Annotated in this window: 22 protein-coding genes; 14 read left to right on the top strand and 8 right to left on the bottom strand. The window is 41.8% G+C overall.

All coding sequences use genetic code 11. The annotated features are described in order from the left end of the window. Positions 1-14: 14 nt before the first annotated feature. From obgE to UYC_RS0130755, 5 genes are all read left to right on the top strand, one after another. The gene (gene obgE, locus UYC_RS0130735; RefSeq protein WP_016877987.1) at positions 15-1,043 is read left to right on the top strand and encodes a GTPase ObgE; all 1,029 of its coding nucleotides are present in this window, start codon (positions 15-17) and stop codon (positions 1,041-1,043) included. A 177-nt stretch (positions 1,044-1,220) separates the two neighbouring features. Continuing rightward, positions 1,221-3,926, top strand: coding sequence for a ParA family protein (locus tag UYC_RS0130740; RefSeq protein WP_026087691.1), 2,706 nt, complete (start codon positions 1,221-1,223; stop codon positions 3,924-3,926). A gap of 28 nt (positions 3,927-3,954) precedes the next feature. After that, on the top strand, positions 3,955-4,260 hold the full coding sequence (locus UYC_RS0130745; protein WP_016877989.1) for a hypothetical protein: 306 nt from the start codon (positions 3,955-3,957) through the stop codon (positions 4,258-4,260). Continuing rightward, a complete protein-coding gene (locus UYC_RS0130750; protein WP_016877990.1) occupies positions 4,257-4,682 on the top strand; it encodes a type II toxin-antitoxin system VapC family toxin in 426 nt (141 codons plus the stop codon). The genes UYC_RS0130745 and UYC_RS0130750 overlap by 4 nt, the downstream gene beginning before the upstream one ends. Positions 4,683-4,701: 19 nt before the next feature. Then, on the top strand, positions 4,702-5,286 hold the full coding sequence (locus UYC_RS0130755) for a Uma2 family endonuclease (protein ID WP_016879785.1): 585 nt from the start codon (positions 4,702-4,704) through the stop codon (positions 5,284-5,286). Between the two features lie 42 nt (positions 5,287-5,328). Here the strand turns inward: UYC_RS0130755 and UYC_RS0130760 are convergent, their stop codons facing one another. Beyond that, entirely contained in the window at positions 5,329-6,471 is a 1,143-nt protein-coding gene (locus UYC_RS0130760; protein ID WP_016877992.1) for an acyltransferase family protein, read from the bottom strand. Between the two features lie 122 nt (positions 6,472-6,593). Here UYC_RS0130760 and UYC_RS0130765 point away from each other — a divergent pair, with 122 nt between their 5' ends. After that, entirely contained in the window at positions 6,594-7,043 is a 450-nt protein-coding gene (locus UYC_RS0130765; protein ID WP_016877993.1) for a peroxiredoxin, read from the top strand. 131 nt (positions 7,044-7,174) lie between these two features. Here UYC_RS0130765 and hpf read toward each other — a convergent pair whose 3' ends face one another. Then, positions 7,175-7,825, bottom strand: a complete 651-nt coding sequence (hpf, locus tag UYC_RS0130770) for a ribosome hibernation-promoting factor, HPF/YfiA family (protein ID WP_016877994.1) — start codon at positions 7,823-7,825, stop codon at positions 7,175-7,177. 534 nt (positions 7,826-8,359) lie between these two features. On the opposite strand from hpf, the gene lipB reads away from it, so the two are divergent. Then, positions 8,360-9,028 carry a lipoyl(octanoyl) transferase LipB gene (lipB, locus tag UYC_RS0130775; RefSeq protein WP_026087692.1) on the top strand — a complete coding sequence of 223 codons (669 nt, stop codon included), beginning with the start codon at positions 8,360-8,362 and terminating at the stop codon, positions 9,026-9,028. 683 nt (positions 9,029-9,711) lie between these two features. Next, the gene (locus UYC_RS0130780; RefSeq protein WP_016877996.1) at positions 9,712-9,957 is read left to right on the top strand and encodes a hypothetical protein; all 246 of its coding nucleotides are present in this window, start codon (positions 9,712-9,714) and stop codon (positions 9,955-9,957) included. A 65-nt stretch (positions 9,958-10,022) separates the two neighbouring features. Here UYC_RS0130780 and UYC_RS39675 read toward each other — a convergent pair whose 3' ends face one another. The 5 genes from UYC_RS39675 to trxA all read right to left on the bottom strand — a co-directional run bounded on the left by UYC_RS39675 (position 10,023) and on the right by trxA (position 12,940). Next, a complete protein-coding gene (locus UYC_RS39675; protein WP_235083096.1) occupies positions 10,023-10,187 on the bottom strand; it encodes a hypothetical protein in 165 nt (54 codons plus the stop codon). Positions 10,188-10,231: 44 nt separating this feature from the next. Beyond that, on the bottom strand, positions 10,232-11,332 hold the full coding sequence (locus UYC_RS0130790; protein ID WP_016877997.1) for an alkene reductase: 1,101 nt from the start codon (positions 11,330-11,332) through the stop codon (positions 10,232-10,234). A gap of 175 nt (positions 11,333-11,507) precedes the next feature. Next, positions 11,508-12,209: a glutathione binding-like protein gene (locus tag UYC_RS0130795; protein ID WP_016877998.1), complete on the bottom strand. Its 702-nt coding sequence runs from the start codon at positions 12,207-12,209 to the stop codon at positions 11,508-11,510. 38 nt (positions 12,210-12,247) lie between these two features. Next, the gene (locus UYC_RS39160; RefSeq protein ID WP_016877999.1) at positions 12,248-12,406 is read right to left on the bottom strand and encodes a hypothetical protein; all 159 of its coding nucleotides are present in this window, start codon (positions 12,404-12,406) and stop codon (positions 12,248-12,250) included. 207 nt (positions 12,407-12,613) lie between these two features. Further along, positions 12,614-12,940 (bottom strand): thioredoxin, encoded by a 327-nt coding sequence (trxA, locus tag UYC_RS0130805; protein WP_016878000.1) that lies wholly within the window; start codon positions 12,938-12,940, stop codon positions 12,614-12,616. Positions 12,941-13,017: 77 nt separating this feature from the next. Between trxA and UYC_RS0130810 the strand changes: the two genes are divergently transcribed. Beyond that, positions 13,018-13,356 (top strand): ArsR/SmtB family transcription factor, encoded by a 339-nt coding sequence (locus UYC_RS0130810; protein ID WP_016878001.1) that lies wholly within the window; start codon positions 13,018-13,020, stop codon positions 13,354-13,356. 175 nt (positions 13,357-13,531) lie between these two features. Here the strand turns inward: UYC_RS0130810 and UYC_RS0130815 are convergent, their stop codons facing one another. Next, entirely contained in the window at positions 13,532-14,008 is a 477-nt protein-coding gene (locus UYC_RS0130815) for a GNAT family N-acetyltransferase (RefSeq protein ID WP_016878002.1), read from the bottom strand. 125 nt (positions 14,009-14,133) lie between these two features. On the opposite strand from UYC_RS0130815, the gene UYC_RS0130820 reads away from it, so the two are divergent. The 5 genes from UYC_RS0130820 (at position 14,134) to UYC_RS0130840 (ending at position 23,517) form a co-directional block, all read left to right on the top strand. After that, on the top strand, positions 14,134-15,756 hold the full coding sequence (locus UYC_RS0130820; RefSeq protein WP_235083105.1) for an MFS transporter: 1,623 nt from the start codon (positions 14,134-14,136) through the stop codon (positions 15,754-15,756). A 449-nt stretch (positions 15,757-16,205) separates the two neighbouring features. Beyond that, positions 16,206-19,295, top strand: a complete 3,090-nt coding sequence (locus UYC_RS0130825) for a PAS domain S-box protein (protein ID WP_016878004.1) — start codon at positions 16,206-16,208, stop codon at positions 19,293-19,295. Further along, on the top strand, positions 19,288-19,557 hold the full coding sequence (locus UYC_RS0130830; RefSeq protein ID WP_016878005.1) for a hypothetical protein: 270 nt from the start codon (positions 19,288-19,290) through the stop codon (positions 19,555-19,557). Before UYC_RS0130825 ends, UYC_RS0130830 begins: the two co-directional genes overlap by 8 nt. 256 nt (positions 19,558-19,813) lie before the next feature. Beyond that, a complete protein-coding gene (locus UYC_RS0130835) occupies positions 19,814-20,719 on the top strand; it encodes a pentapeptide repeat-containing protein (protein ID WP_016878006.1) in 906 nt (301 codons plus the stop codon). 665 nt (positions 20,720-21,384) lie between these two features. Further along, the gene (locus tag UYC_RS0130840; protein ID WP_016878007.1) at positions 21,385-23,517 is read left to right on the top strand and encodes a PAS domain-containing sensor histidine kinase; all 2,133 of its coding nucleotides are present in this window, start codon (positions 21,385-21,387) and stop codon (positions 23,515-23,517) included. Positions 23,518-23,530 lie beyond the last annotated feature (13 nt).

Consider the following 23,530-nt stretch of genomic DNA (forward strand, 5'->3'; position numbering starts at 1 on the left):
ACTATTGACTTATTATGCAATTCATCGATCAAGCAGAAATTGAAGTTGAAGCAGGCAAGGGAGGCGATGGTATTGTCGCTTTCCGACGGGAGAAGTATGTGCCAGCAGGTGGCCCTTCTGGTGGCAATGGGGGAAAAGGTGGTTCAATATATTTCCGTGCGGATGAGAACTTGCAAACCTTACTTGACTTCAGATATAATCATAAGTTTAAGGCAGACAATGGTGGTCGTGGTGGGCCAAATAACCGCACTGGGGCAAATGGCAAGGATTTGATTATTGAAGTTCCCTGCGGTACTGTTGTTTATGACGCACAAACAGGCGATTTATTAGGGGATTTAGTAGAACCTGGGCAGACTTTGCTAATTGCGGCTGGCGGTAAGGGTGGATTAGGAAATCAGCATTTTTTGAGCAATCGCAACCGCGCTCCCGAATATGCCTTGCCAGGGCTGCCAGGAGAAATTAAACAACTGCGTTTAGAATTGAAACTTTTGGCAGAAGTGGGAATTATTGGGCTACCCAATGCCGGAAAATCTACATTAATTTCAGCTTTATCAGCAGCACGTCCAAAAATCGCTGATTACCCCTTCACTACCTTAGTACCAAATTTAGGGGTGGTACGCAAGCCTACAGGTGATGGTACAGTTTTCGCTGACATTCCCGGATTAATTGAAGGCGCTTCTCAAGGAACTGGGCTGGGGCATGATTTTTTACGCCATATTGAGCGCACGCGAGTATTGCTGCATTTGATTGATGCCACCAGCGATGATGTTATCAGAGATTACAATACAATCCAGCAAGAATTGCAAGCCTATGGCAGGGGTTTGGCAGAGCGATCGCAAGTTTTGGCATTGAATAAAATTGATGCGGTAGATAGGGAAAGTGTAGATTTAGAAGCGTTGGCGACACAGCTGAATCATCTTTCCCATGCCCCAGTCTTTTTGATTTCAGGAGTTACGGGTGCAGGGTTAGAGCCAATGTTACAGGAAATTTGGAGAATTCTCGATCAACTCAATCCTGTTGAAGAAGTAGAAATTTTGGGGTGATTGATACGGTGGTTCTCATAAAATTCGTTGAACAGACTCTAACAGCCAACATTTCATAGATATGCGCTATTGTTGCAATGAGCCTAATGATGCAACTTACAAACGCTGGTTTGAGACATATCAGCGCCTCAGAAAGTGGTTACTAAAGCAAGCCACTCAACTTTAAGGGGGATGAAAATGCAGGAGCTTGGTCAAGGATTGCTTAAGCAACTAATGACAGAGCAGTATATCAAGAATTCACAAGAGTGGCTTGATGTGATTATTTCTACATCAGGCTTATTGAGTCTGACAATTGTAAGCGATCGCTTTGTTGGTTTATCCATACCTCAGCGCAAAGAGCAAGTCCTGAGTTTCCTCAACAAATCACAGGTTCCTCATTTATCTCCTGGTTTTCTCTCCTTATATACGCTTCAAGAAGCCGAATCTCTTAATATTTCGCGTCCACAGGTTGCGAATGAAGCCTCGGTATACACTTGGCAAGATTTAGCTTTACAGGCAGCAAACCCTCAAAATCAATCTCAAGCACAAGTGCGAGAACCCCGTGTGCCTCGGACAGTGACGTTTTATTCCTTTAAAGGAGGGGTAGGTCGAACTACTGCATTAACTCACGTCGCTTGGATTCTTGCGATGCGAGGTCGCAAGGTTGTGGCTGTTGATTTAGATTTAGAAGCACCTGGATTAAGTACAGCATTCAATCTAAATCCGCAACCAGAACATGGGATTGTTGATTATTTCTATGAGCGTTCCTACTTGCCGGAGGGATTGGAGCCTAGTATTTCAGTTGCTGAAATATTTGGCGAAGTTAGAATACCTAATGCTACAGGAAGATTATTTGTTGTTCCTGCTGGTTGTCTAGACCTTAATTATATTTCTAAAGTTGATGACCTGCGAGCTACTACCATTATTGATACGGGTGATAATCTTTGGTCTATTTTTAGTCGTGAAATTCAAGAACAGTTGAAGCCTGATATTCTCTTGGTTGATTCACGAACTGGAATTAATCAATGGGGAGCTTTTTCATTGCTTCAGGCGGCAGATGAAGTGATTATATTCCTATTTCCTAATGAGCAAAATCGGCAAGGAATTGATTTGCTTCTACAATCGCTTCAAGTCTTAAAAAATCTATCAATCAACTTCGTTTTCACACCAGTTCCTGATGTTACTGAAATTGGGATGGCTAAAGTTAAAAAGATTTGGAAGTCTTTGCATGAAAAGATTAATAAAATAACAGATGAAAATGATGAAAGGAATGAAGATGAAACAAATGATGGTGAGTTAGAAGAAGAGCCTCAGTCTGAAGTCGCAGGGCCACTGGTAGTCCCTTATCTTTCGCTAATTGCTTTGGCAGATAACTATCCTGTACCAGCATTGGCAGATTACTACACTAGAATTGCTAATTTAATTGATGAAGAAACAGATGATTTAAAACGAAGAACCGTTTTAACTAGTACAGATAATCGCTGGGAAATAATTGAAAATCTTCAATTCCCTGAAGTAAATGCTGCCGATCAAAACCAAAAAAATTTCAGGTCACTATTTCAGCGTACTACTGATTTTGAAAGATTTTTAGATGATACTACGTGTCTGATTAGAGGTCGAAAAGGAACTGGTAAAACTGCTCTCTATTGGCTTCTGCTAAAACATAGTGAGGTTGCTCAAAAATTAGCTCGTGGTCGGTTAGATAATACAGTTTGCTTTTCAGGTCACGGTAGATTTTATAAGAGCCGCCCATCTCGTGATGAATTTAGAGTAATTCATAAAAGTTTACAAAAAGGAGGAGGGTCTTGGGAAGCGTTTTGGAGAGGTTATTTACTTTTGAGAACTTTTCAAGAAGATTATTTTAGTTTTCCTAGAGGTCAACAAGGTAAAAAATTTAGTGATTTAAAAGCAATTATAAATAGTCTCTCTAAAGAGAGGTGGCAGTATGAACACACTCAAGCATTGGTGCAATTATCTACTGAACCTCAGTTACAACTTATAGTCAAAGATGCAATAGATATTATTGATGAAAAAGCTCGAAAACAATCTCAAATAATGTGGTTTCTTTATGATGATTTAGATGAAGATTTTCCTGAAGAAAGTGAAGTTAGACAGCAAGCTTTAGTAGGTTTGTTCCAGTTTATCCAGTCTTGTGATGCGCGTCGATTGACAGCAATTCGATTTAAAATCTTCTTAAGAGAAGACATTTGGAATCGTGTGAATTTTGACAATAAAAGTCATTTTAACGGACGTGATATTCTCTTGCAGTGGACTAGAATTGACTTTTTGCGATTAGCATTTCGTCAAGCAATTCAATCAACAAAATTTAAGAATTTGGTTGATAGATTTTCCCCAGTTGAGAGTATTGATCAAGCTAGTGAAGAGGCGGTTGAACGAGCCTTGGAATTGCTGTGGGGAAGCCGTCGAAGACGTGGTGACAAAGCTAAATATGTATCTAGATGGGTCTACGAACGTTTAACAGACTCCAGTGGTACTACTTTTCCCAGAAGTTTAAGTATATTGCTTAAAGGAGCAAAAGACCAAGAGTTAAGTTATAAAGGACAAACATCGATAAAGCCGCCTACAGACCGCTTGCTTAGAGGAAAATCCTTAGAAATTGGCTTAAGGAAAGCATCAGAAGAACGCTGCAATGCTATCAAAGAAGAATATCCTTATTTAAGTAAATTTTTTGATTCTCTCAAGGATATCTCAGCACTATTGTCAAAAGAAGAATTACAAACTGTATGGCAGAAATCAGTACAAGATATCATATCCCCATTTGATGACTTCGTTAATTTACTGAGCGAAATTGGTCTTGCCGAATGGCGTGAAAAGGAGCAACGCTATAAGTTTGCAGATATTTATGTATATGGTTTTGAGATGATTCGCAAAGGTACGATTTAGTCAACCTCTGATGAAATGGGGTAAGAATATGACTGCAAAAGAACAATTACTCAGAGAAATAGAAGAAGCATCAGAAAACTTGATAGAAGAAGTTTTAGATTTTTTACTGTTTGCTAAAGCAAGACGAAATCAACTAGATACTAACTCAAAGACTGCCAGTCAATTAACAGTAGACTCAAGCGAACAGCAACTTCAGCAAAAAAGTAAACCTATTTGGGAAATGTTTGAAGATTTTACCAACGAATTACCAGAAGAGATTATTGCCCAACTACCAACAGATGGTGCAGCACAAATTGATCATTATCTCTACGGAAAACCAAAACAAGAACCATGAGAACGGTTTTTGCAGATACATTTTACTGGGCTGCTTTATTAAATCCTAGAGATGAATGGCATTTAGCCGTAAAAAGCTTTAACAAAAATCTTGTCTCATCTCGTATAGTGACTACGGATGAAGTATTAACTGAGTTTCTTAACTTCTTCTCAGCCTACGATATAAAAATGCGGCAAGGCGCTATTCAAAAAGTTCAAGATATCTTAGAAAATGATTATGTTCAGGTTATTCCACAAAGCCATAACACATTTATAGCTGGACTTGAACTATATAAACAACGTGCTGACAAAGCATACAGTCTCACAGATTGCATTTCTATGCAAACTATGAAGCAATTAGGAATTATTGAGGTATTAACCCATGACAGACACTTTACCCAAGAGGGCTTTACTATACTTTTTGGATCAGTCAGTAGCTTATAATCTTGGAGGTTGAAATGTCATGACTATTGCACAAGAACAACGCTACTATTCACCTGAAGAATACCTAGAACTAGAGGTTAATTCAGAGGAGCGCCACGAATATATTGATGGACAAATTATTTTAATGGCAGGCGGAACACCCAATCACAACCAAATTGCTGGCAACTTTTATTCCACGCTAAATTTTGCTCTCAAGCGTCAGCCTTATCGAGTTTTTGTCGCAGATCAGCGTCTTTGGATTCCAAATAAGCGCATTCATACTTATCCTGATGTCATGGTTGTTGCTGGTGAACTGCAATTTACAGAAGAAAGGAGAGATACTATCACTAACCCAGTGATGATTGCTGAGGTGCTGTCAAAATCTACTAAAAGCTACGATCGCGATGAAAAATTTGCAGCTTACCGCACCATTCCCACCTTTAAGGAATATATTCTTATTGACCAGTACACGATGCACCTTGAGCAATATTGCAAGGCTGACAACAATAAATGGATATTTTCTGAATATGAAGATGGAGATATAGCTTTATCTCTAGCCTCGGTTCCTTGCCAAATTTTGCTGGCGGATATTTACGATCAAGTAGACTTTAATGCAGAAGAATAGAATAAGCGATCGCTCGCAATAGACTGGGCAATAAAAGCAAATTTAAACTTTAATAAACCAGCGTTGGCGATACATTGCATAGGCAACTGCTAACCAAAACAGCACAGTCGCGATCGCAAATAACAGCGAACCGTTGAACGCACCAGCCCAAGATGCGAACAGATTTTGGTAAATCCAATTGTAAGTGCTAGGAGCCTTTTCTCCAGTTCCAACAGTGGTTCTAACCAAAATTTTAATCAGCAGTACAGATGCGACGAATATAGATATGGCATTTAATCCCAAGACTTCAAAAGCTTTACCCCAACGCCGCACTCGTCGCACTTCTATTAATTCATAACAAGCCGCAAGTAACAATAAAGCCCAACCAGTAGTAAATACTACGTAGGAACTAGTCCAGAGCTTTTTATTAATTGGAAACGCTAAATCCCAAATTCCACCGATAACTAGACAGCTAAGACCAAATAAAACTAAATCCATGCTAGTTTCGGAATTTATCTCTTTTTTACGACGTATCCACTCCCCAGTAAAGTAACCAACTAAGACACTAACAATAGCTGGAATTGTGCTAAAAAGCCCCTCTGGATCTCCCATGAAGTTGAAGCCATCGCCTTTGTACAGATGTGCCTTGGGAATAATCAAGCGATCTATATAAGCACCAAAGTTACCTTCTCTTGTCAGCACACCAGCACCGTAACCGGGAACAGGCACATACATCATCGCCACCCAGTAACCGATGAGTAGCACTGCTGCCAGTATCCATTGCCCTTTGCGCGGTAGGTTTAGAACTGCCAAACTTGCCAGCAGGTAGGTAAGGCTGATGCGCTGCAACACTCCCATAATCCGGATACTGCTGAAATCAAAAGTCCAAATTCCCTGATTCCAAAAGCCACTGAGGAGTAATCCTAAAGCAAAGAGGATGGCAGCACGGCGTAAGATGCGCCCGTAAGGCGGATGGGGAGTTTCCCCCTCTGCTTTGTTGTCAGTGTATTTAGAGAAGGAAAAACTCATCGCTACACCAACTATAAACAGAAAGAAGGGAAATACTAAGTCAGTTGGTGTCCAACCGTGCCATTGGGCGTGGAGTAGTGGAGGATAGACATTGGGATCGGCAATACTAGCCATGTTGACAAGAATCATGCCAGCAATGGTAATGCCGCGAAACACATCAAGAGAGGTGAGGCGCATAAATGGAATTTTACGTTGGAGATTATAAATTACCTCTCTTAAGACAGACGATCAAGGAAAATTTTAGACCAATACACAAGTTAAAATTTTGTAAAGTAATGTTGCACTAGCTGAAATTGCTTATGTCTGTAAAAGTTGGGGATACTGCGCCTGATTTTACTCTTCCCTCCCAAAATGGTACATCTGTTAGCCTGAAAGATTTTCGCGGCAAACCAGTTGTCCTTTATTTTTACCCCAAGGATGACACACCCGGATGTACGGTGGAATCTTGTGCTTTTCGCGATCGCTATGAAGTATTTCAATCTGCTGGCGCAGAAATTATTGGCATTAGTGGTGATTCACCGGAATCTCATCAAAAATTTGCTGCTAAATACCAACTACCATTCACTTTGTTGAGCGACAAAGGCGACAAAGTACGGAAGCTATACGGTGCTACCACAGCTTTTGGTTTGATTCCCGGTCGCGTAACCTATGTGATAGATAAAAATGGAGTTGTGCAATATGTATTTGACTCAATGTTGAACTTTAAAGCTCACGTCGAGGAGGCGCTAAAGGGACTAGGGGCTAGCTAGGGACTAGGGATTAATGAGTAGAGATGAGGGGGATAATTTATAAAGTCAAAAGGCAAAAGTCATGATTTATCTTTTGACTCTTGATTTTCCTAGCCCCTAGCCCCTAGCCCCTAGCCTCTAGCCCCCAATCTCTATTTATGCAAGTGCGGCTGTTCCGGCGTGCCAGTGTGGGCGTGAGCTGTCTTGCCGTTTTTGTTGTTGGTATGTCCATTGCCATTGCGGGGTTGAATCACACCATATCCACCATGATTGCGTTCATAAATAACGTTAATTTCACCAGTTTCTGAATTCCGGAACATATAAAAATCGTGATCTACCAGTTGCAGCTGCTCTAAAGCTTCGGCAACGCTCATTGGCGGCATGGAAAAATATTTTGTGCGAACCACTTCTTCCGGCAATTCGGGCGTGCGATCGCCTATTAAATCTTTGACAACTGTTTGTTGAACAACTCCTTCAATGGTAGTTTGGGCATGAGTTTTCTTCTCATGACGCCGTTCTTTGTATTTACGCAGTTGACGAGCTATTTTATCCGCTACCAAATCGATACTGGCGTACAAATTCTCGCTGCTCTCCTCGGCACGGATGACACTTCCGTTAGCATAAATAGTGACTTCTGCCGATTGCTTGGGATTAATCCGGGGATTGCGAGCTACGCTCAAGTGCACATCCACTTCATTTGTGATGTTCTGAAAATGATTCACTGCCTTTTCAATTTTTTGATGCACATAATCCCTGATTGCATCGGTGATTTCAATATTTTTGCCGTGGATGACAAGCTTCATGTAAACTCTCCCGCTCAATGTTTTGATGTGTATTTGGTTTGGAGAAAAGGAATTGCGGTAAGGTCTATCACTGCCGCCGGGCTAAATCGGAAAATTCCTACATCCTGCTATTAGTGTACTTATCCTCAGCCAACTTTAAATAACTGGCTTGAGAATCTCTGCAATTGCTGCAACTGCAACAAAGGCATTTATACACGCACGCAGATATCATCAGCTTTACTCCTCCAAGTGGGGTGGATTTGCTTTTCTGTTCATAGACAACACGTGTCTGGTTGTAAGTTTTATCCCGTCTTAGATGCGAACAACTGATTAGACACCATCAGCCACTGCTTCATGCTTTTTTATTGGCGTGATAGCTCTTGCAGAGAATTCCTCCCAACACCATTGAGGTTATATATTCAAACTAGCATTTTGTATTTTACAAAACTGCTTCCCTTTACTTTCCTTTAAAATCCTTTGCATAGCTTGAGGTTATTTGCCAAAAATTATGTAATTTCTGATACCAATATTGTGACACAACAATTATTTTTTGCAATGTTCCGTAGTAATACTTCATACTCTCATCAGTGTTTGTTATATAACCAAGGCTTGACACCTTACATAGATGCTTTAAACTGGCAGCGATCGCTCGTTGCCGAACGCATCAAAGACAAGAGCTTGGATGATGTGTTCATTTTGCTGGAACACCCCCCCGTATATACTTTAGGGCAAGGAGCAAATTCCGAATTTCTCAAATTTGATATTGACCACAACATCTATGAAGTACATAGAATTGAACGAGGCGGTGAAGTTACTTACCATTGCCCTGGTCAGTTAGTGGGGTATCCAATTTTAAATTTACAACGTTATTACAAAGACCTGCACTGGTATTTACGGCAATTAGAGCAAGTTATTATCAATACATTATATACTTATGGATTACGAGGAGAGCGTATATCTGGCTTGACTGGCGTTTGGGTGGAAGGACGTAAAGTAGCTGCTATTGGCATAAAAGTCAGTCGCTGGATTACAATGCACGGATTTTCATTAAATGTTTGTCCTGATATGACTGGCTTTGAAAGAATTGTTCCCTGTGGTATTTCGGATAAGCCTGTAGCTAGTTTGACTGAGTGGATACCAGATATTACTTGCGATTTAGTGCGTGCAACGATAGTGGAGTCTTTTGCAGAAGTGTTTGATGCAGAATTAGTTGAGCCACAGTAAGAAGGCAGAAGCCAGGAGGCAGAGAGCAGCGCCGTGTGGAGAGAAGTCTGTAGACGCGGAGCGGCTTCCCGCAGGGTGCGGAGGCTTCCTCCGTAAGCGAAGCTCCTCCGGAGGAGGCTCAGAACTTCGGGAGGTTCCCCTCCGTTGTAGACGCCCGGTAGACAGGCGTAGCCTGGCTTCTCGGAGAGTGGGCGGTGAGTCCAGCACTGCGGGAGGGTAACACGAGCGCAGGTGACTGGCGAACCCGAAGGGCTTCCCGTACTCCTAAAGGAGAACCCGTAGGGTAGGGTGGCGACTGCAAAGAGGCAGAAGGAAGGACAAGGGGACACGGGGACAAGGAGAAGAATTTTCCACTTTCCTCCTCTGCGCCCATGCTCCTCTGCTCCCCTGCCTCTTTTGTGCGTAATTCAGCAATTCTACTTGTTAACTTTTTGAGCTTTTCTATACAATTAGATTATTTCTGTAGCTTTATACTTACTTTATTGAAACACTATGTTAGTCAAGATTTCGGTATAACAAAATTAAAAATGTACTTATTTAATAATGTAGCTACTATAAATTGGTTTAGCAAAAAATATAACAAATTTCTAATTATTTTTATATAGCCACCTGTTTCTGCTCATAACTATACATTAAAGTAAATTAATTTAGACAAAACTAGTATATTTGATATTTTATAAACCGTGAAAAGCAGTATTTACTGGCAAGCTATCAAATCCCAAGATAATAATTCCAATAATCAATTAGAAGAGTTACATAGTTGCTTATTAATACCTTTTAAAGAGCGTGATTGGAAAGCTTTAACAGAAATCTTTGACAGGAAAGATGTTGACCAAATTGAAACGGATATTAACACTATATTGGGTTTGATTGTACCAGAGCCATCGTGGGAAGAAGATCCTTTTGATTTTTTGCAGGAGTATTTGTAGGGGATAGGGGATAGGGGACAGCGAAGGATAACTGATACCCAATCCCCTATTAGCATAAAGACTTCCTAATCCTGATATGGATTGTCCAATTTATCTACAAAGACATTGTAGGAAAATGGCAAACGACCGGGATTCAAACGCGGTTCGGATTCATGCAATTCCCCTGTTTTTGGAATAAATAGGCGATCGCTTTTACCTAAGCTATCGATGAATCTGGGAAGAGAATACACATAAATACTTTTACCCTTCCCAAGTAGATAATCAAGCTGTTTAGTTAACGCAGTTGCTGTAGTTCAAACGTTGGGTAATCGGTATAACCTTTCTCTGTTCCCCCATAAAAAGTCGATGGATCGGGCTGATTCAGAGGTGCATTAAGAGCAAAGCGTTGCGGTAAATCTGGATTGGCTATAAACAGTCTGCCAAATGACACTAAATCTGCTTCTCCTCTTGCCAAGACAGTATTGCCTTTTTCTAAGGTATAGTCTCCGTTAACCATCAATGTACCTTTGTAGCGTTCTCGGATGTGACTGGTAGGTACGATTGTTCCGCCATGTCTGATATCTGCCTCTGTTGCCTCATAGATATGCAAATATGCCAAATCAAATTGATTGAGTGCTTCTGCTGCGTAACCAAATGTCGCTAGGGGATTGGAGTCAGACATATCATTAAAGGTTCCACTAGGAGAAAGGCGTACTCCTACTCGCTTCGCACCCCAAACACCAGTTACTGCTTCTGTTATCTCCAACAGCAATCGGGCACGATTTTCTATCGAACCCCCGTACTCATCTGTACGGTGATTAGTACCATCGCGGAGAAATTGATCGATTAAATAACCATTGGCACCATGAATTTCTACGCCATCAAATCCGGCGGCTAGGGCATTTTCTGCACCCCGGCGGTACTGTTCCACTATCCCTGGAATTTCTTCGGTTTCTAGAGCACGAGGTGTGACAAAGGGTTTCATCCCCTCATATGTTGAAGCTTGCCCTTGGGCTGGAATAGCAGAAGGTGCTACAGGTAAGGCTCCGTCTGGTTGCAAATCTGGGTGAGAAATGCGCCCTACGTGCCACAGTTGCAGGTAAATTCTTCCTCCCTGCTGATGCACAGCATTTGTAACTAGCTTCCATCCTGCTATTTGTTCGGGTGAATGAATACCTGGTGTAAAAGGATATCCTTGTCCTTGGGGTGAAACTTGAGTGGCTTCAGAAATAATTAGTCCTGCGGATGCACGTTGAGCGTAGTATTCTGCATTGAGTTCGTTGGGTACGTTGCCTTTACCTGCACGGTTGCGGGTAAGGGGAGCCATCACAATGCGGTTGTTTAGTTCGATGTCGCCAAGTTTGTAGGGAGTAAATAAATTAATGTCAGTGTTCATAGTTGATTGCCAAAAAATTTACTTTTGATTTAGATGGAAGTGAGTACTTGCAATATTGAGCAGGTGAAACAAGTTCGTAGTAAGGACTTTAGTCCTTTACTCTAAGAGCGCGTGCATCGCTTACTACGAACAATTCAAAACTTATGCGATAGACTACTATCCCCAATCGCCTTTATTAACGTTTCACTGTATTCGCCGATTGGTTAAACAACAATTCTCGTGATTTTTCGGGATCGAGCGCCTGATTTTTGAATGCTTCTGCTTTTTCATAGGCGCGGATTGTTGCCGGACGTGCTTTAATTGCCTCAAACCAACGCTTAAGGTTGGGAAAATCATCTAAATTTTGCCCTTGGCGCTCATGAGGTACAAGCCACGGATAAGCGGCGATATCGGCAATTGAATAATTATTACCAGCCACAAATTCGCGATCGCTCAGTCGTTTGTTCAGTACAGCGTACAATCGCCCTGTCTCGTTCACATAGCGGTTGATGGCATAAGGGATTTTTTCAGGCGCATATTGGCTGAAGTGGTGGTTCTGCCCCGCCATTGGCCCTAAGCCTCCCATTTGCCAAAATAACCATTGGAGAACTTCTACGCGTTCTCGTGTGTTGCTTGGAATCAGCTTGCCTGTTTTTTCTGCTAAATACAGCAAAATTGCACCAGACTCGAAAACTGAAATTGGTTCGCTCCCATCAGCAGGTTCTTTGTCAAGAATTGCAGGGATGCGATTGTTGGGTGAAATCTTGAGAAATTCTGGCTTAAATTGGTCGCCTGCACCAATATTTACGGGAATAATGGTGTAGGGAAGTTCGGCTTCCTCAAGGAACATTGTAATTTTGTGACCGTTAGGCGTTGTCCAGTAGTAGAGTTCTATCATGGATTTTTCTCCTGATTTTTTAAAAGAATTACTCTGGCCTAAACTATTGAGCGCACAACACCACAATCTGCCCGCAAAGCAGCACGGTTAGTGGCTACTGATGTACCCTCTTGCACTAGCATTTGGGCAATTGCAAAACCAATTCCTGCGGTTGAGCCGCTTACCAGCGCAGATTTATTATCTAGTTTTAAGTCCATACCAAGGAAAGAAGAAGAAATAGAGCAACAAGGGTAAATTTGATTTGGTTAGTTCATGCTTTACACTTGTTGCTTCTGTGTTACAACTTCAGTAGAACAGGTAAGTTACGTACCCACCTTAGTTTCAAACTAGGTAGTCATGTGAGACATCACACAACGAGGAAATCAAAACTATCTTTCCTAGTCCCTAGCCCCTAGCCCCTATTTTCAAGACAGATGCTGTGCTAGAGTTTTAGCTAAGGTTGTTTTTGGTACTGCACCCACAACCGTATCGACTTGCCGCCCACCTTTAAACACCATCAGTGTGGGAATGCTACGAATCCCGTAATGACTGGCAACAGTGGGATTTTGATCTGTGTTCAGTTTCACCACTTTTACCTGTCCTACGTACTCGGTAGCCACCTCATCCACCACCGGAGCCACCATGCGACAAGGGCCACACCACGGTGCCCAAAAGTCTACCAATACCGGAACTTCGCTTTCGAGGACTTCTTGTTTGAACGTGGCTTCTGTCACATTCGTAACGGATGACATATTTGCCCTCCCTTTATTCGTTAGTTCGATATAATCGAATAATTAAAATATAATCTACTTTATGAGATAATGCAAGTATGAGATTCTTATATCACCCAGAGCGAAAAAATATTTATTTGACAGGAGTGTTGTATGCCTTAGGCGATCCTGTGCGGTTGGAGATTGTCCGGCAGTTAGCGGCTAAGGGAGAGCAATGCTGTGCTGATTTTGATTTTGCGATCGCCAAGTCTACTATGTCCAATCACTTTAAAATTTTAAGGGAGTCGGGCGTAGTGTGGACACGTAAAGAAGGGACACAACATATAAATTCTTTAAGGCGGGAAGATCTAGAGGTATTGTTTCCAGGGCTGTTGGATGTGGTTTTGCGATCGGCGCAACCATTGATGAGTCAAGAGTCAACAGTTATTAGTCATTAGTCATTGGTTATTGGTCATTAGTTAACACCAAGCACTATCCACTAACTACTGTACGTGAGGCAGCGCGCCCTTGCGGGTTAAGCGCGTTGTAGCGACTGCCGTGCGGGTTTAAAAGATAAATTGTCTGTTTCAACCGAAAGGTAATCAGCAAAAGCCGCCCCTGCTATCCACTATCCTACATATCTAACCGCATTTCATTATTTGGCAAGAAACCAAGACGCTCGTAGACTGGTTTGCCTGATGGCGAGGCGTGGAGGATTGCTCGCGTACAGGCGATCGCTTTGAGATACTCAATTGTCATGCTTGTAAGCTGTGTGGCAATTCCCTGACTGCGGTAAGGTGGCTCAACATAAACACCCCAAATATAACCATATTTGCGGTAATCTTCCGTAAATGGCATAGGATAAAGACCAGCAAACAGTTGACAACTAGCAGAGCCGACTACTTTACCATCAAGCTCTGCAACAAAGGCTTTGTAGTATAAATCTTGACGAGCTTTGCTGATAAATTCAAGAATCACCTCTAGCCAGTTGGAGCGGATAAATTCAGCCGAAACGTTATTATCTCGCCATAATTGATAAAAGTGTTGAGCAATTAGAGAATCTTCTTGGAGAGTGGCTTCCCGGAAATTAATATTTGGAAATGCTGACATTAATTTAACACACACGGAGTTGCTTTCCGTTCTATTATTTTTATATCTCAAAAAGTATATATTTTTTTCCTACTCCCCAGGGCAGGCGCAAGGCACTGTCTTTACACCCTCTTTTCCCTCCTCTTATGACCGCACCAGCAGTATCTACATCAATGTGGAATCCCCTGCGGCAGCCAGTATTTCGTGCTTTGTGGTTGGCATCGGCGGTATCAACTATTGGCACCTGGATGCATGATGTTGGGGCAGCTTGGTTAATGACTACTTTGGCTCCTGACTCACCTTTTTTGGTAGCCCTCATGCAGGCAGCTGCGAGCTTGCCTTTTTTTTTACTAGCATTACCAGCTGGGGCGATCGCTGATGTGGTTGATCGTCGCAAGTTACTACTATGGACGCAAACTTGGATGTTGGTGGTAGCAACAGTACTAGGATTATTAACCCTGGCGAATATCATCAATCCTTGGATACTTCTAGCGTTGACTTTTGCCTTGAGTATTGGCAGTTCCATTAATATGCCCGTATGGCAGGCTATTACTCCAGAATTGGTAGCACCAGATGATTTGCCGCAAGCCATAACTCTCAGCGGTATAGTAATCAATTTATCGCGCTCGATTGGCCCGGCTTTGGCAGGCATAATCATTGCCGCGGTTGGCACTGGAGCAGTTTTCCTGCTTAATGCTGCTTCTTTTATCGGGGTAATATTAGTAATATATCGCTGGCAGCGCATACCTCATAGAAGCGCCTTACCTGCAGAACGGTTCTTGGGAGCCATGCAAGCCGGAATTCGTTACGTGCGTTATGCTCCGCCTTTACAGGCTGTGTTGATTCGCACATCAGCCTATATTTTCTTTGCCAGCGCCTTATTTGCTCTGTTGCCACTATTGGGACGACAAGAATTACAGTTAGATGCACTAGGGTATGGTATTATACTTGGTTTTTGGGGCATTGGTGGCTTGAGCGGAGCCTTTATTTTACCCAAGCTGAGGCAACGGCTCTCTATTGATCAACTCGTTGCCTTATCATCTTTGCTGATGGGAGTAATGATGCTGGTGCTTGCTTACCTCCGTAATGTTCCCCTAGTGTGTGCCTTGATGATGCTAGTGGGAATTGCTTCCCTCAGCGTGATGGTGAGTTTGAGTGTAGCAGCACAAACAGCCGTTCCCACATGGGTGCGAGCACGAGCTTTAGCCGTGCAATTGCTAGTTTTTCAAGGAAGCTTGACTTTGGGCAGTTTGTTATGGGGTACAGTCGCCCAAAACACAAGTATTTCAATTGCCCTTGATAGTGCTAGCGTCGGTTTGATGATTGCTGCAATATTGACAGCCCGTTATCGCCTTCGCTGTGCCGAAAAATTAGACTTGCGCTCATCTTTGCACTGGGATCAACCAGCGATCGCTTTTGAACCTTGCCCAAATGACGGCCCGGTTCTAATTACCCTAGAGTATCGCATCGACCCAGTCAACGCCGACGAGTTTACCAAAGCTATGAAGACGCTGAGAACAATTCGTCTACGTGATGGCGCAATTTATTGGGGCTTGTATCAAGATTTATCCGATCCTGGTCGATTTGTAGAAACTGCGGTTGTAGAATCTTGGGCGGAACACAAGCGACAATTTGAGCGAGTAACTCATACAGATAAGATCATAGAGGAACGTGTCCGTGCTTTTCATATAGGCGATGAACCACCAAAACTGTCACAAATGATATATGCAAATTACACAGATGGGAAGGGTTTTCAGCAACCATGCTAATGTCTTTGGGTAGTTTATTTAAGAGAAAAATTATTGGTATTGATAGCAACTTTCTACATTTTTCCCCTACAGCAATCTTGGATTAGGTTAATTTGTAATCCCTGGTGTATATATCGCCAAAGTTCTTTCCAATTTTAATTTACCAAAACAGAATTCAAAAGTCAGAAGTCAGAAGCCAGAATATTCTGAATTCACCAATTCTGAATTCTTCAAAACAGAAAAATAGCTACTTTTTGTGGGATGAAGTTGTACAACCAGTGATTACTGAAATAATTTTCATGCGTCTAGCTCACCCGTTTGGGTGAATACGATCGCACCTAGAAGCATCTAACCTAAAAACAGGGACACTTTTAATTCTGCTGGCGGTAATGCAAAGACGGTAAAAACTGCCAAAATGCTCATAAATAACTTGTCCCAATTTATCAGTTGCTTATATATAGAGTCAAAAAGTGGATGAAACTGTGAAAGCGCTGTATACATCTGATTCTCAGTCAAGAGCATTGCCGCCACTGGAAAAAATTGCTGCTAATATACCGGGAATAATTTTTCAATTTCTACAGCAGCAAGATGGTTCTCAAAGAGTGGTTTATGTTAGCTCAGGCTGCCGAGAGTTGTACGAAATAGAACCAGAATTGGTACAAAAAGATTTTCAGGTGTTGTACAAACTTCTTCATCCAGAAGATGTAAAAGCCTTTGCAGAATCGGTTAATAGTTCTTATCTTACAGGGGAGCCTTGGCGTTGGGAAGGTCGAATCGTGACTTTGAGCGGTAAACTTAAATGGATTCAAGGTGCTTCCCGTCCAGAAAGACAACCTAACGGCGATACTATTTGGGATGGGCTGTTAATGGATATTACAGATCGGAAGCTAACAGAGGAAAAATTGCGAGAGAGTGAGGCACGCTATAAAGCAATTTTGGATGCTATTCCCGATCTGATGTTTCGCATTAGCCGTAATGGTGAATATTTAGACTGTAAAGATGAAGGTGCAAATGTCACCATTCCTAAAGCAGAAGTACTTGGCAAACGCGTACAGGATTTATTACCCCCGCACGTGGCTTTAATTTGCCAAGAGGCGATCGCTAAAACTTTGGATACTGAGAGTTTACAAACTTGCGAATACCAGCTGCCAACGCCTTTGGGAATGCGAGATTATGAGGCACGGTTGGTAAAAAGTGGTAAGGACGAAGTACTGGCAATTGTCCGAGATATTACTGAACGCAAACAAGCAGAACTCGCACAGCAAAGTCTCGCTCAAAAGTTTGCTAAAGCTTTTCGTTGCAGTCCTAATCCAATCACGATCAGTACGCTTCAAGAAGGACGCTACATAGAAGTTAACGATAGTTTTGTACAACTGAGCGGTTACGAACGCTCAGAAGCAATTGGTCGTACTGCTTTTGAATTGAATATTTGGGTGAATGAAAGCGATCGCACAAAACTATTACAAGAGTTACAGCTAAAAGGGGTAATTCGCAATCAGGAATTTACATTTCGTAAAAAGTCTGGCGAGCTAATTCTAGTGCAAGTTTCCGCCGAAATCATTGACTTAGATGGAACTCCGTGTATACTTGCCATTAGTCAAGACATCACTGAACGCAAACAAGCAGAACTTGCTCTGAGAGAGTCTGAAGAAAAATTTTCTAAAGCCTTTCGTTCTAGTCCAATTCCAATTACTATTCTCAAACTTAAAGATGGACGCTATGTTGATGTCAACGACGCCTTTCTGCAAATCACAGGTTTTCGCCGAGAAGAAGTAATTAGCCGTACTCCCGGCGAGCTAAATATTTATAAAAATCCTGACGATGGTGACAGAATTCAAAGTTTGTTACAACAGCAGGGATTTATTCGCAATCTAGAAACTGAATTTTATACTAAATCAGGTGAGTCAAGAGTAGTGCTATTTTCTGCGGATATTATCACCCTTGGTGGCGAAGCTTGTATGCTTTGTGTCACCAATGATATTACTGAACGCAAGCACGCAGAAGAATTATTACGCCTATCTTCTCAACGCGATCGCCTCTTGGCACAAACACTAGTACAAATTCGCAAATCACTCAATCTCGATCAAATTCTCCAAACTACTGTCAACGAAGTTCGGCAATTTTTACAGACAGATAGAGTATTTATTGCTGTTAATGATAGTCATGTCAAATCTAGAATTCTTGCTGAATCCGTCAATCCTAAATATCCATCAGTCTTGGGTTGGGAAACAGATGAAGCGATTTTGCAAGAATTGAAAACGCTACTAATGAACGATAAAGTGCGTGTAGTTGAAGATATTACCCAAATGGTAGTGTCTCCCAAGCTAGCAGCACTCTATCAAAAATTCCAAACAAGGGCTACCTTAGCTGTACCAATCATGCTCGGCAAGGAATTTTTTGGGGCATTAATTGCAAACTCTTGCGGCAAACCACGTCATTGGCAACCAATGGAAATAGATTTGCTCCAGCAAATGTCAGAGCAACTGAGCATCGCCATTCAACAAGCACAACTTTACCAAAAATTAGAACAACTGAACACAAATTTAGAACATCAGGTAGAAGAGCGTACTGCGCAGTTACGACAAAAAATGCAAGAGTTGCAAGAAATCCATCGAGTTAAAGATGTGGTGTTGCACACAGTTTCCCATGATTTGCGGACTTCTGTGATGGGCAATTTGATGGTGCTGCAGAACCTGCTCAATCAGGGATTAGGGACTAGGGACTGGGGACTAGGGGCTAGGAAGAGGACGCGGGGACGCGGGGACGCGGGAAATGAAGAGGACGCGGGGACATGGAGACACCCAGACAAGGGGAATGTAAATGAAAATTTCTCCCCCACTCCCCCCCTCTCCCCACGCCAGGTGCTACAACGGAGGGAACCTCGCAGTCGCCTGCGGAGGGAAACCCTCCCGCAGCGCTGCTCGCAACGCACTGGCTCCTCTCCCAATCCTCCCCTTTCTTCTATTCCCGTTCCTAGTTCAATTATTGAGCGGATGATTGAGGGTAACGATCGCCAACTGCGGATGATTGACTCTTTGCTAGAAATTCATTCTAGTGAATCACAGGGAATTATTCTGCATCGAGAACCAGTCAAATTTAACAAACTCACAGAGGTAATTCTCAAAGATGTGGAGCCAATGCTCAAGCAGAACCAAGCTTCTTGCCACAAATTGCTTCCTCAAGATTTACCGTTAGTTTTTGCCGATCCATTACAGTTACAGAAAGTATTTGTGAATTTGTTTACTCACAGCTTGCAAAAGAATCCACCAGGAGTAAAACTAAAACTTTCTGCCAAAGTGGAAGCAGAAATGATTCGCTGTACCATTCAAGATAACGGTACTCCCCTCAATAAGCTAGAGTGCGATCGCCTGTTCGATTTATATGTACGCGAGCCGCAAGCCTGTTGCTCCACAGAAATTGGCTTAAGAATGTATCTTTGCAAGCAAATTATTAAAGCGCATGGTGGTGAAATTGGCGTCAATAGCAACCGCAAGCAAGGGGTAACTTTTTGGTTTACCCTGCCCTTGGCGATTCCATCAAAAGTTATGAGTGATGAGTAAAGTTTTTTACGAATGCATAGGTGAACGTTGGCTTGTTGCAGATAGTAAAAATGCTCTTAAAAAAACCGAAATTAAGAAACTGCAGTACGAGATTTCTTACTTTGATTATCACAGCCCAGCGATAATAATGGTTTTGAGAGCTAATGGCGTGTATCTCTATTGCACAGTCGAAGCTGGGGGGGCTGGGGTGGCTGGGGAAGCTGGGGGAGAAAACTGCGATCGCCCCGACCGAGCAATCAAGGTATGCGGTAATGGCTGCTGAAAGCCTTCTGGTGTAAGGTATATTAGCTAACTAACTCAATTTTTTCGGAATTTTTTTCTTAAAAGACTACTTAATGTCGTCTGACCCAAATAACCCGACATCCAACGGCGATCGCTGATGTAGGTAGGATACATAATTGCTGTAACCCTTGAAGTATATTGTGTTTAAAAACTGTTAGTTGCAAGCACTCGCGACTGTTTTTCAGGAATTTACGCTATTGATTTTAACTGTATGACTTTTATGTAAGTTTAGTATTATGGACGAATTTGAAGAAATTCTCAGACTGAATGCTTTACGGTCAGAAATCATCAAGCGTTATGAAACTGGGGAACGAAACTTTGCTGGTGCTGATTTGAGAAAAATCCGTATTAGCTATCCCTGTTTTCTGGATACCGATTTTAGTGCTGCTAATCTGGAAGAGTCTAGTTTCGGAAGCATCTATTTCATTAATGCCAACTTCAATAGTGCTAATTTGGGACAAAGCTATTTGCCCAGTTTTCTGATTAATTCCAACTTGAGTCATGCCAATCTCCTCCAAGCCGATTTGAGCAATGCAAACTTGATTTGTACTAATTTGACTGGGGCTGACTTGAGCAGTGCTGACTTGAGAAATACCAAATTGATTGATACTAACTTGAGCCATGCCAATTTGACTGACATCAAAATTGATGAACGTACTATTTTTGTTTCCACCATCATGCCCGATGGCAGTATAAGAACTGACTCCACTAAACAAATTATTGATGCTCAACAATTGCGCCAACGCTTCTATAAAGAGTGGCAAGATAACTTCCAGGGCATTATCATGCATAATGCTGATTTGTCGGGAATCGACTTGCATGGTACTTGGATGTACCCCGTCAATATGTCCGAAGCTTATTTTAGCAATGTCAATTTCAGGGATGCTAACTTGAGTGGAGTTGATTTTAACAGAAGTAGTTTCATCGGTTGTGATTTCAGGGGAGCTAACTTTGGAGCCAATTTGGAAGGAGCTAATTTGATTGATATTGACTTTAGAGGGACTGATTTGAGGTGTGCTAGCCTCTACCACGCTATGTGTATTAGAGTTAACTTCCAAGGTACTAAAGTTAATCTGTTCGGAGCTGAAGCTTCTTATATCGAAACTATCATGCCCGATGGAGAGTTTCTTTCTAGCCTTTAATTCCTTTGTTGTAAATATAGTTAATTTATCTACAGGTTCAATCTCTGCCATCAAAGAAGCGATATGTGGTCGATATCGATAAGCAGGCGGCAATTCTGATTTAATATCTTTAAAAGAATTTCTTTTAGATTCAGAAATTTGTGAGAAAAGATTGAAATTAGAATTTACTGCTTCTGTGAGTCAATTTTCTAGTGGCTCAAGCCACGACCGAGCAAGGAAGTTGCACCGCATTGGCTCGCCAACTCTTATAGATAAGGATTAAAAGCTGGGTCAAATTTTTCATTGCTTACTTTTGTTGCTTAAAAGCGATCGCAAGTGTAAAGCCTTGAGTGATAATGCATGAACTGGCGTTGCTGATTTAGGCTATGAAAATAATTTTTCGTAATGCCAAAACCCCTGCCCAGACGCGATATATCGCGTCTCTACAAATCAAATTCATACCGCGATTCAGCAACGCCCATGAACTACACCCTGCCGTTAGCGATCGCTCATAATCAATCTTGATTCCCTTCTACTACCTGCTCAGTAATAAAAATCGATATTCTCTTACTTTCGGAAGAGCACTATTTGTGTTGTTGAGAATTCACAATTAAACTTAAGGGTGTGTCAGCAGTTGTGAAGATGCAAACACCTTCTCGATTATGGGAAGATTTGGTCAGAAGTTAATGAAGACCGTGTTCAAAATAGCAAAAGATTGGCTTAAAAAAGCTGTTTACGGTGATAAAAATCTGACAAAAAATGACGTTGCCAATGAATACCAACATTGGCGTAATGGCTTTTTGTGGCAGAGGTTACGCTTATGGTTATGGCTAGCGCTTATCTGTGTTTTTACGTTTACACTACGTGATATTTATAACTTTTTCTTCCCTCTTAAGGAATTTCAAAACCTACCAGAGACATTAAGAACTCAGGTTCTGGTCATGGATTTTGTCATGCTGCTGAGTCTTGCTATCTGCTTGGCTTTGCGCAAAACTAAGTTCGGTCGTTCTTATCCAGGTATATTATTTTTGGGATCGTCTTGGGCGATCGGTATAGTGCCACAGATTTTCACTACTCTTAAAGGTTTCGCACTACCCGATACCCTAGCTTGGTCACTTTTATTTGTCAGCCAAGCTACATTCATGCCAGTATGCTGGATTCTTCACTTTTTGTCTCAGCTAGGTTTATTACTTTACTATTTTGGTGTTAATACAGCACTTGGGTTACAATTACCACTTCCAAATCACCCAGAATTATATAATGTAACCTTAATTTTATATTTATTCTGGTTATGTACTATATGTGACATTAGTGTTTTCTTGTACGATCGCCTGCAACGCTCTGAGTTTTACGCACGTCGAGAATTAGAGTCTGCATATCAGAAACTGAGAGTCGCAGAAGTTAAATACCGTAGTATATTTGAAAACGCAGTTGAGGGGATTTTCCAAAGCTCTCCTGACGGACGTTACATTACTGCCAATCCTGCATTAGCACATATTTATGGATACTCTTTACCGGAAGAGGTAACGGAGAATTTTACTGATATTGAACATCAACTCTACGTAGATCCACAGCGGCGTGCAGAGTTTGTACGCTTAATCGAACAGTATGGTAGCGTGTCAGAATTTGAGTCTCAGATTTATCGCCGAGACGGCAGCATAGTTTGGATTTCGGAAAAAGCTTACGCCGTGCGTGATGAAAATGGAAAACTGCTGTACTACGAAGGACTAATAGAAGATATTACCAAACGCAAGCAAGCAGAGGCAGCTTTACAAGAACAGTTGGATTTTTTGCAAGTTTTAATTGATACTATTCCCGCTCCAGTTTTTTATAAAAATACCCAAGGTTTATATATTGGCTGCAACCAAGCTTTCGAGGAAGCTTTGGGTTTGAGCAAAGAACAGATTCTCGGTAAGACTGTATATGATTTAGCACCTCAAGAACTTGCCGAGCAATACCATCAAGCAGATGTTGCATTATTTGAGCAGCGTGGCGTTCAAAGTTATGAAGGTTCTTTAGTCTACAAAGATGGCAAGAAGCATGATGTGATTTTTTATAAGGCAACCTTCTCAAAGGCAGATGGTTCTCTTGGTGGGTTGGTTGGAGTAATTTTGGATATTAGCGATCGCAAGCGCACCGAGGAAGCACTGCGAGTCTTTTTCCATGCGGTTTCCCATGATTTACGCAATCCGGTACTGGGTACGTTAATGGTGCTAAAGAATTTACTCTCACGTTCAGAAGACAAAATCACTGTTCCCCGCACAATTTTAGAACGGATGGTGCAAAGCAGCGAACGCCAGCTAAATTTAATTAATTCGTTAATGGAAGCTCATGTCAGCGAAGTACAAGGTGTGGGCTTGCAACTTCAACCAGTAGAACTACATACAGTTGTAGAAGATGCGATCGCCGACTTGCAACCTATACTTACGGAAAACCAAGCTCATCTCACAAATTTAGTCACAGCAGATTTACCCTTAGTTAATGCCGATCAAACGCAACTATGGCGAGTGTTCTCTAACTTAATTGTCAATGCTGTTAAACACAATCCACCGGGGTTGAGCATCATTATTAATGCCAGAGTTGAAGGTGATAAAATCTGCTGTACAGTTTCTGATAACGGTGTAGGCTTGAATCCACAACAGAGTGACAAGCTGTTTGATCTTTACTTCCGGGGTAGTAACAATCGCAATTCTGTCAGTTTGGGATTAGGATTGTATTTGTGCAAACGAATAATTAACGCCCATGGTGGGGAAATAGGTGTGAACAATAACCCACAAGCAGGGGCGAGTTTTTGGTTTACGTTACCTGTCTTGAAATGATTTAGATTTCCTG

Origin of the sequence: Chlorogloeopsis fritschii PCC 6912, from assembly GCF_000317285.1 — a bacterium.
GTDB classification, from domain to species: Bacteria; Cyanobacteriota; Cyanobacteriia; order Cyanobacteriales; family Nostocaceae; genus Chlorogloeopsis; species Chlorogloeopsis fritschii.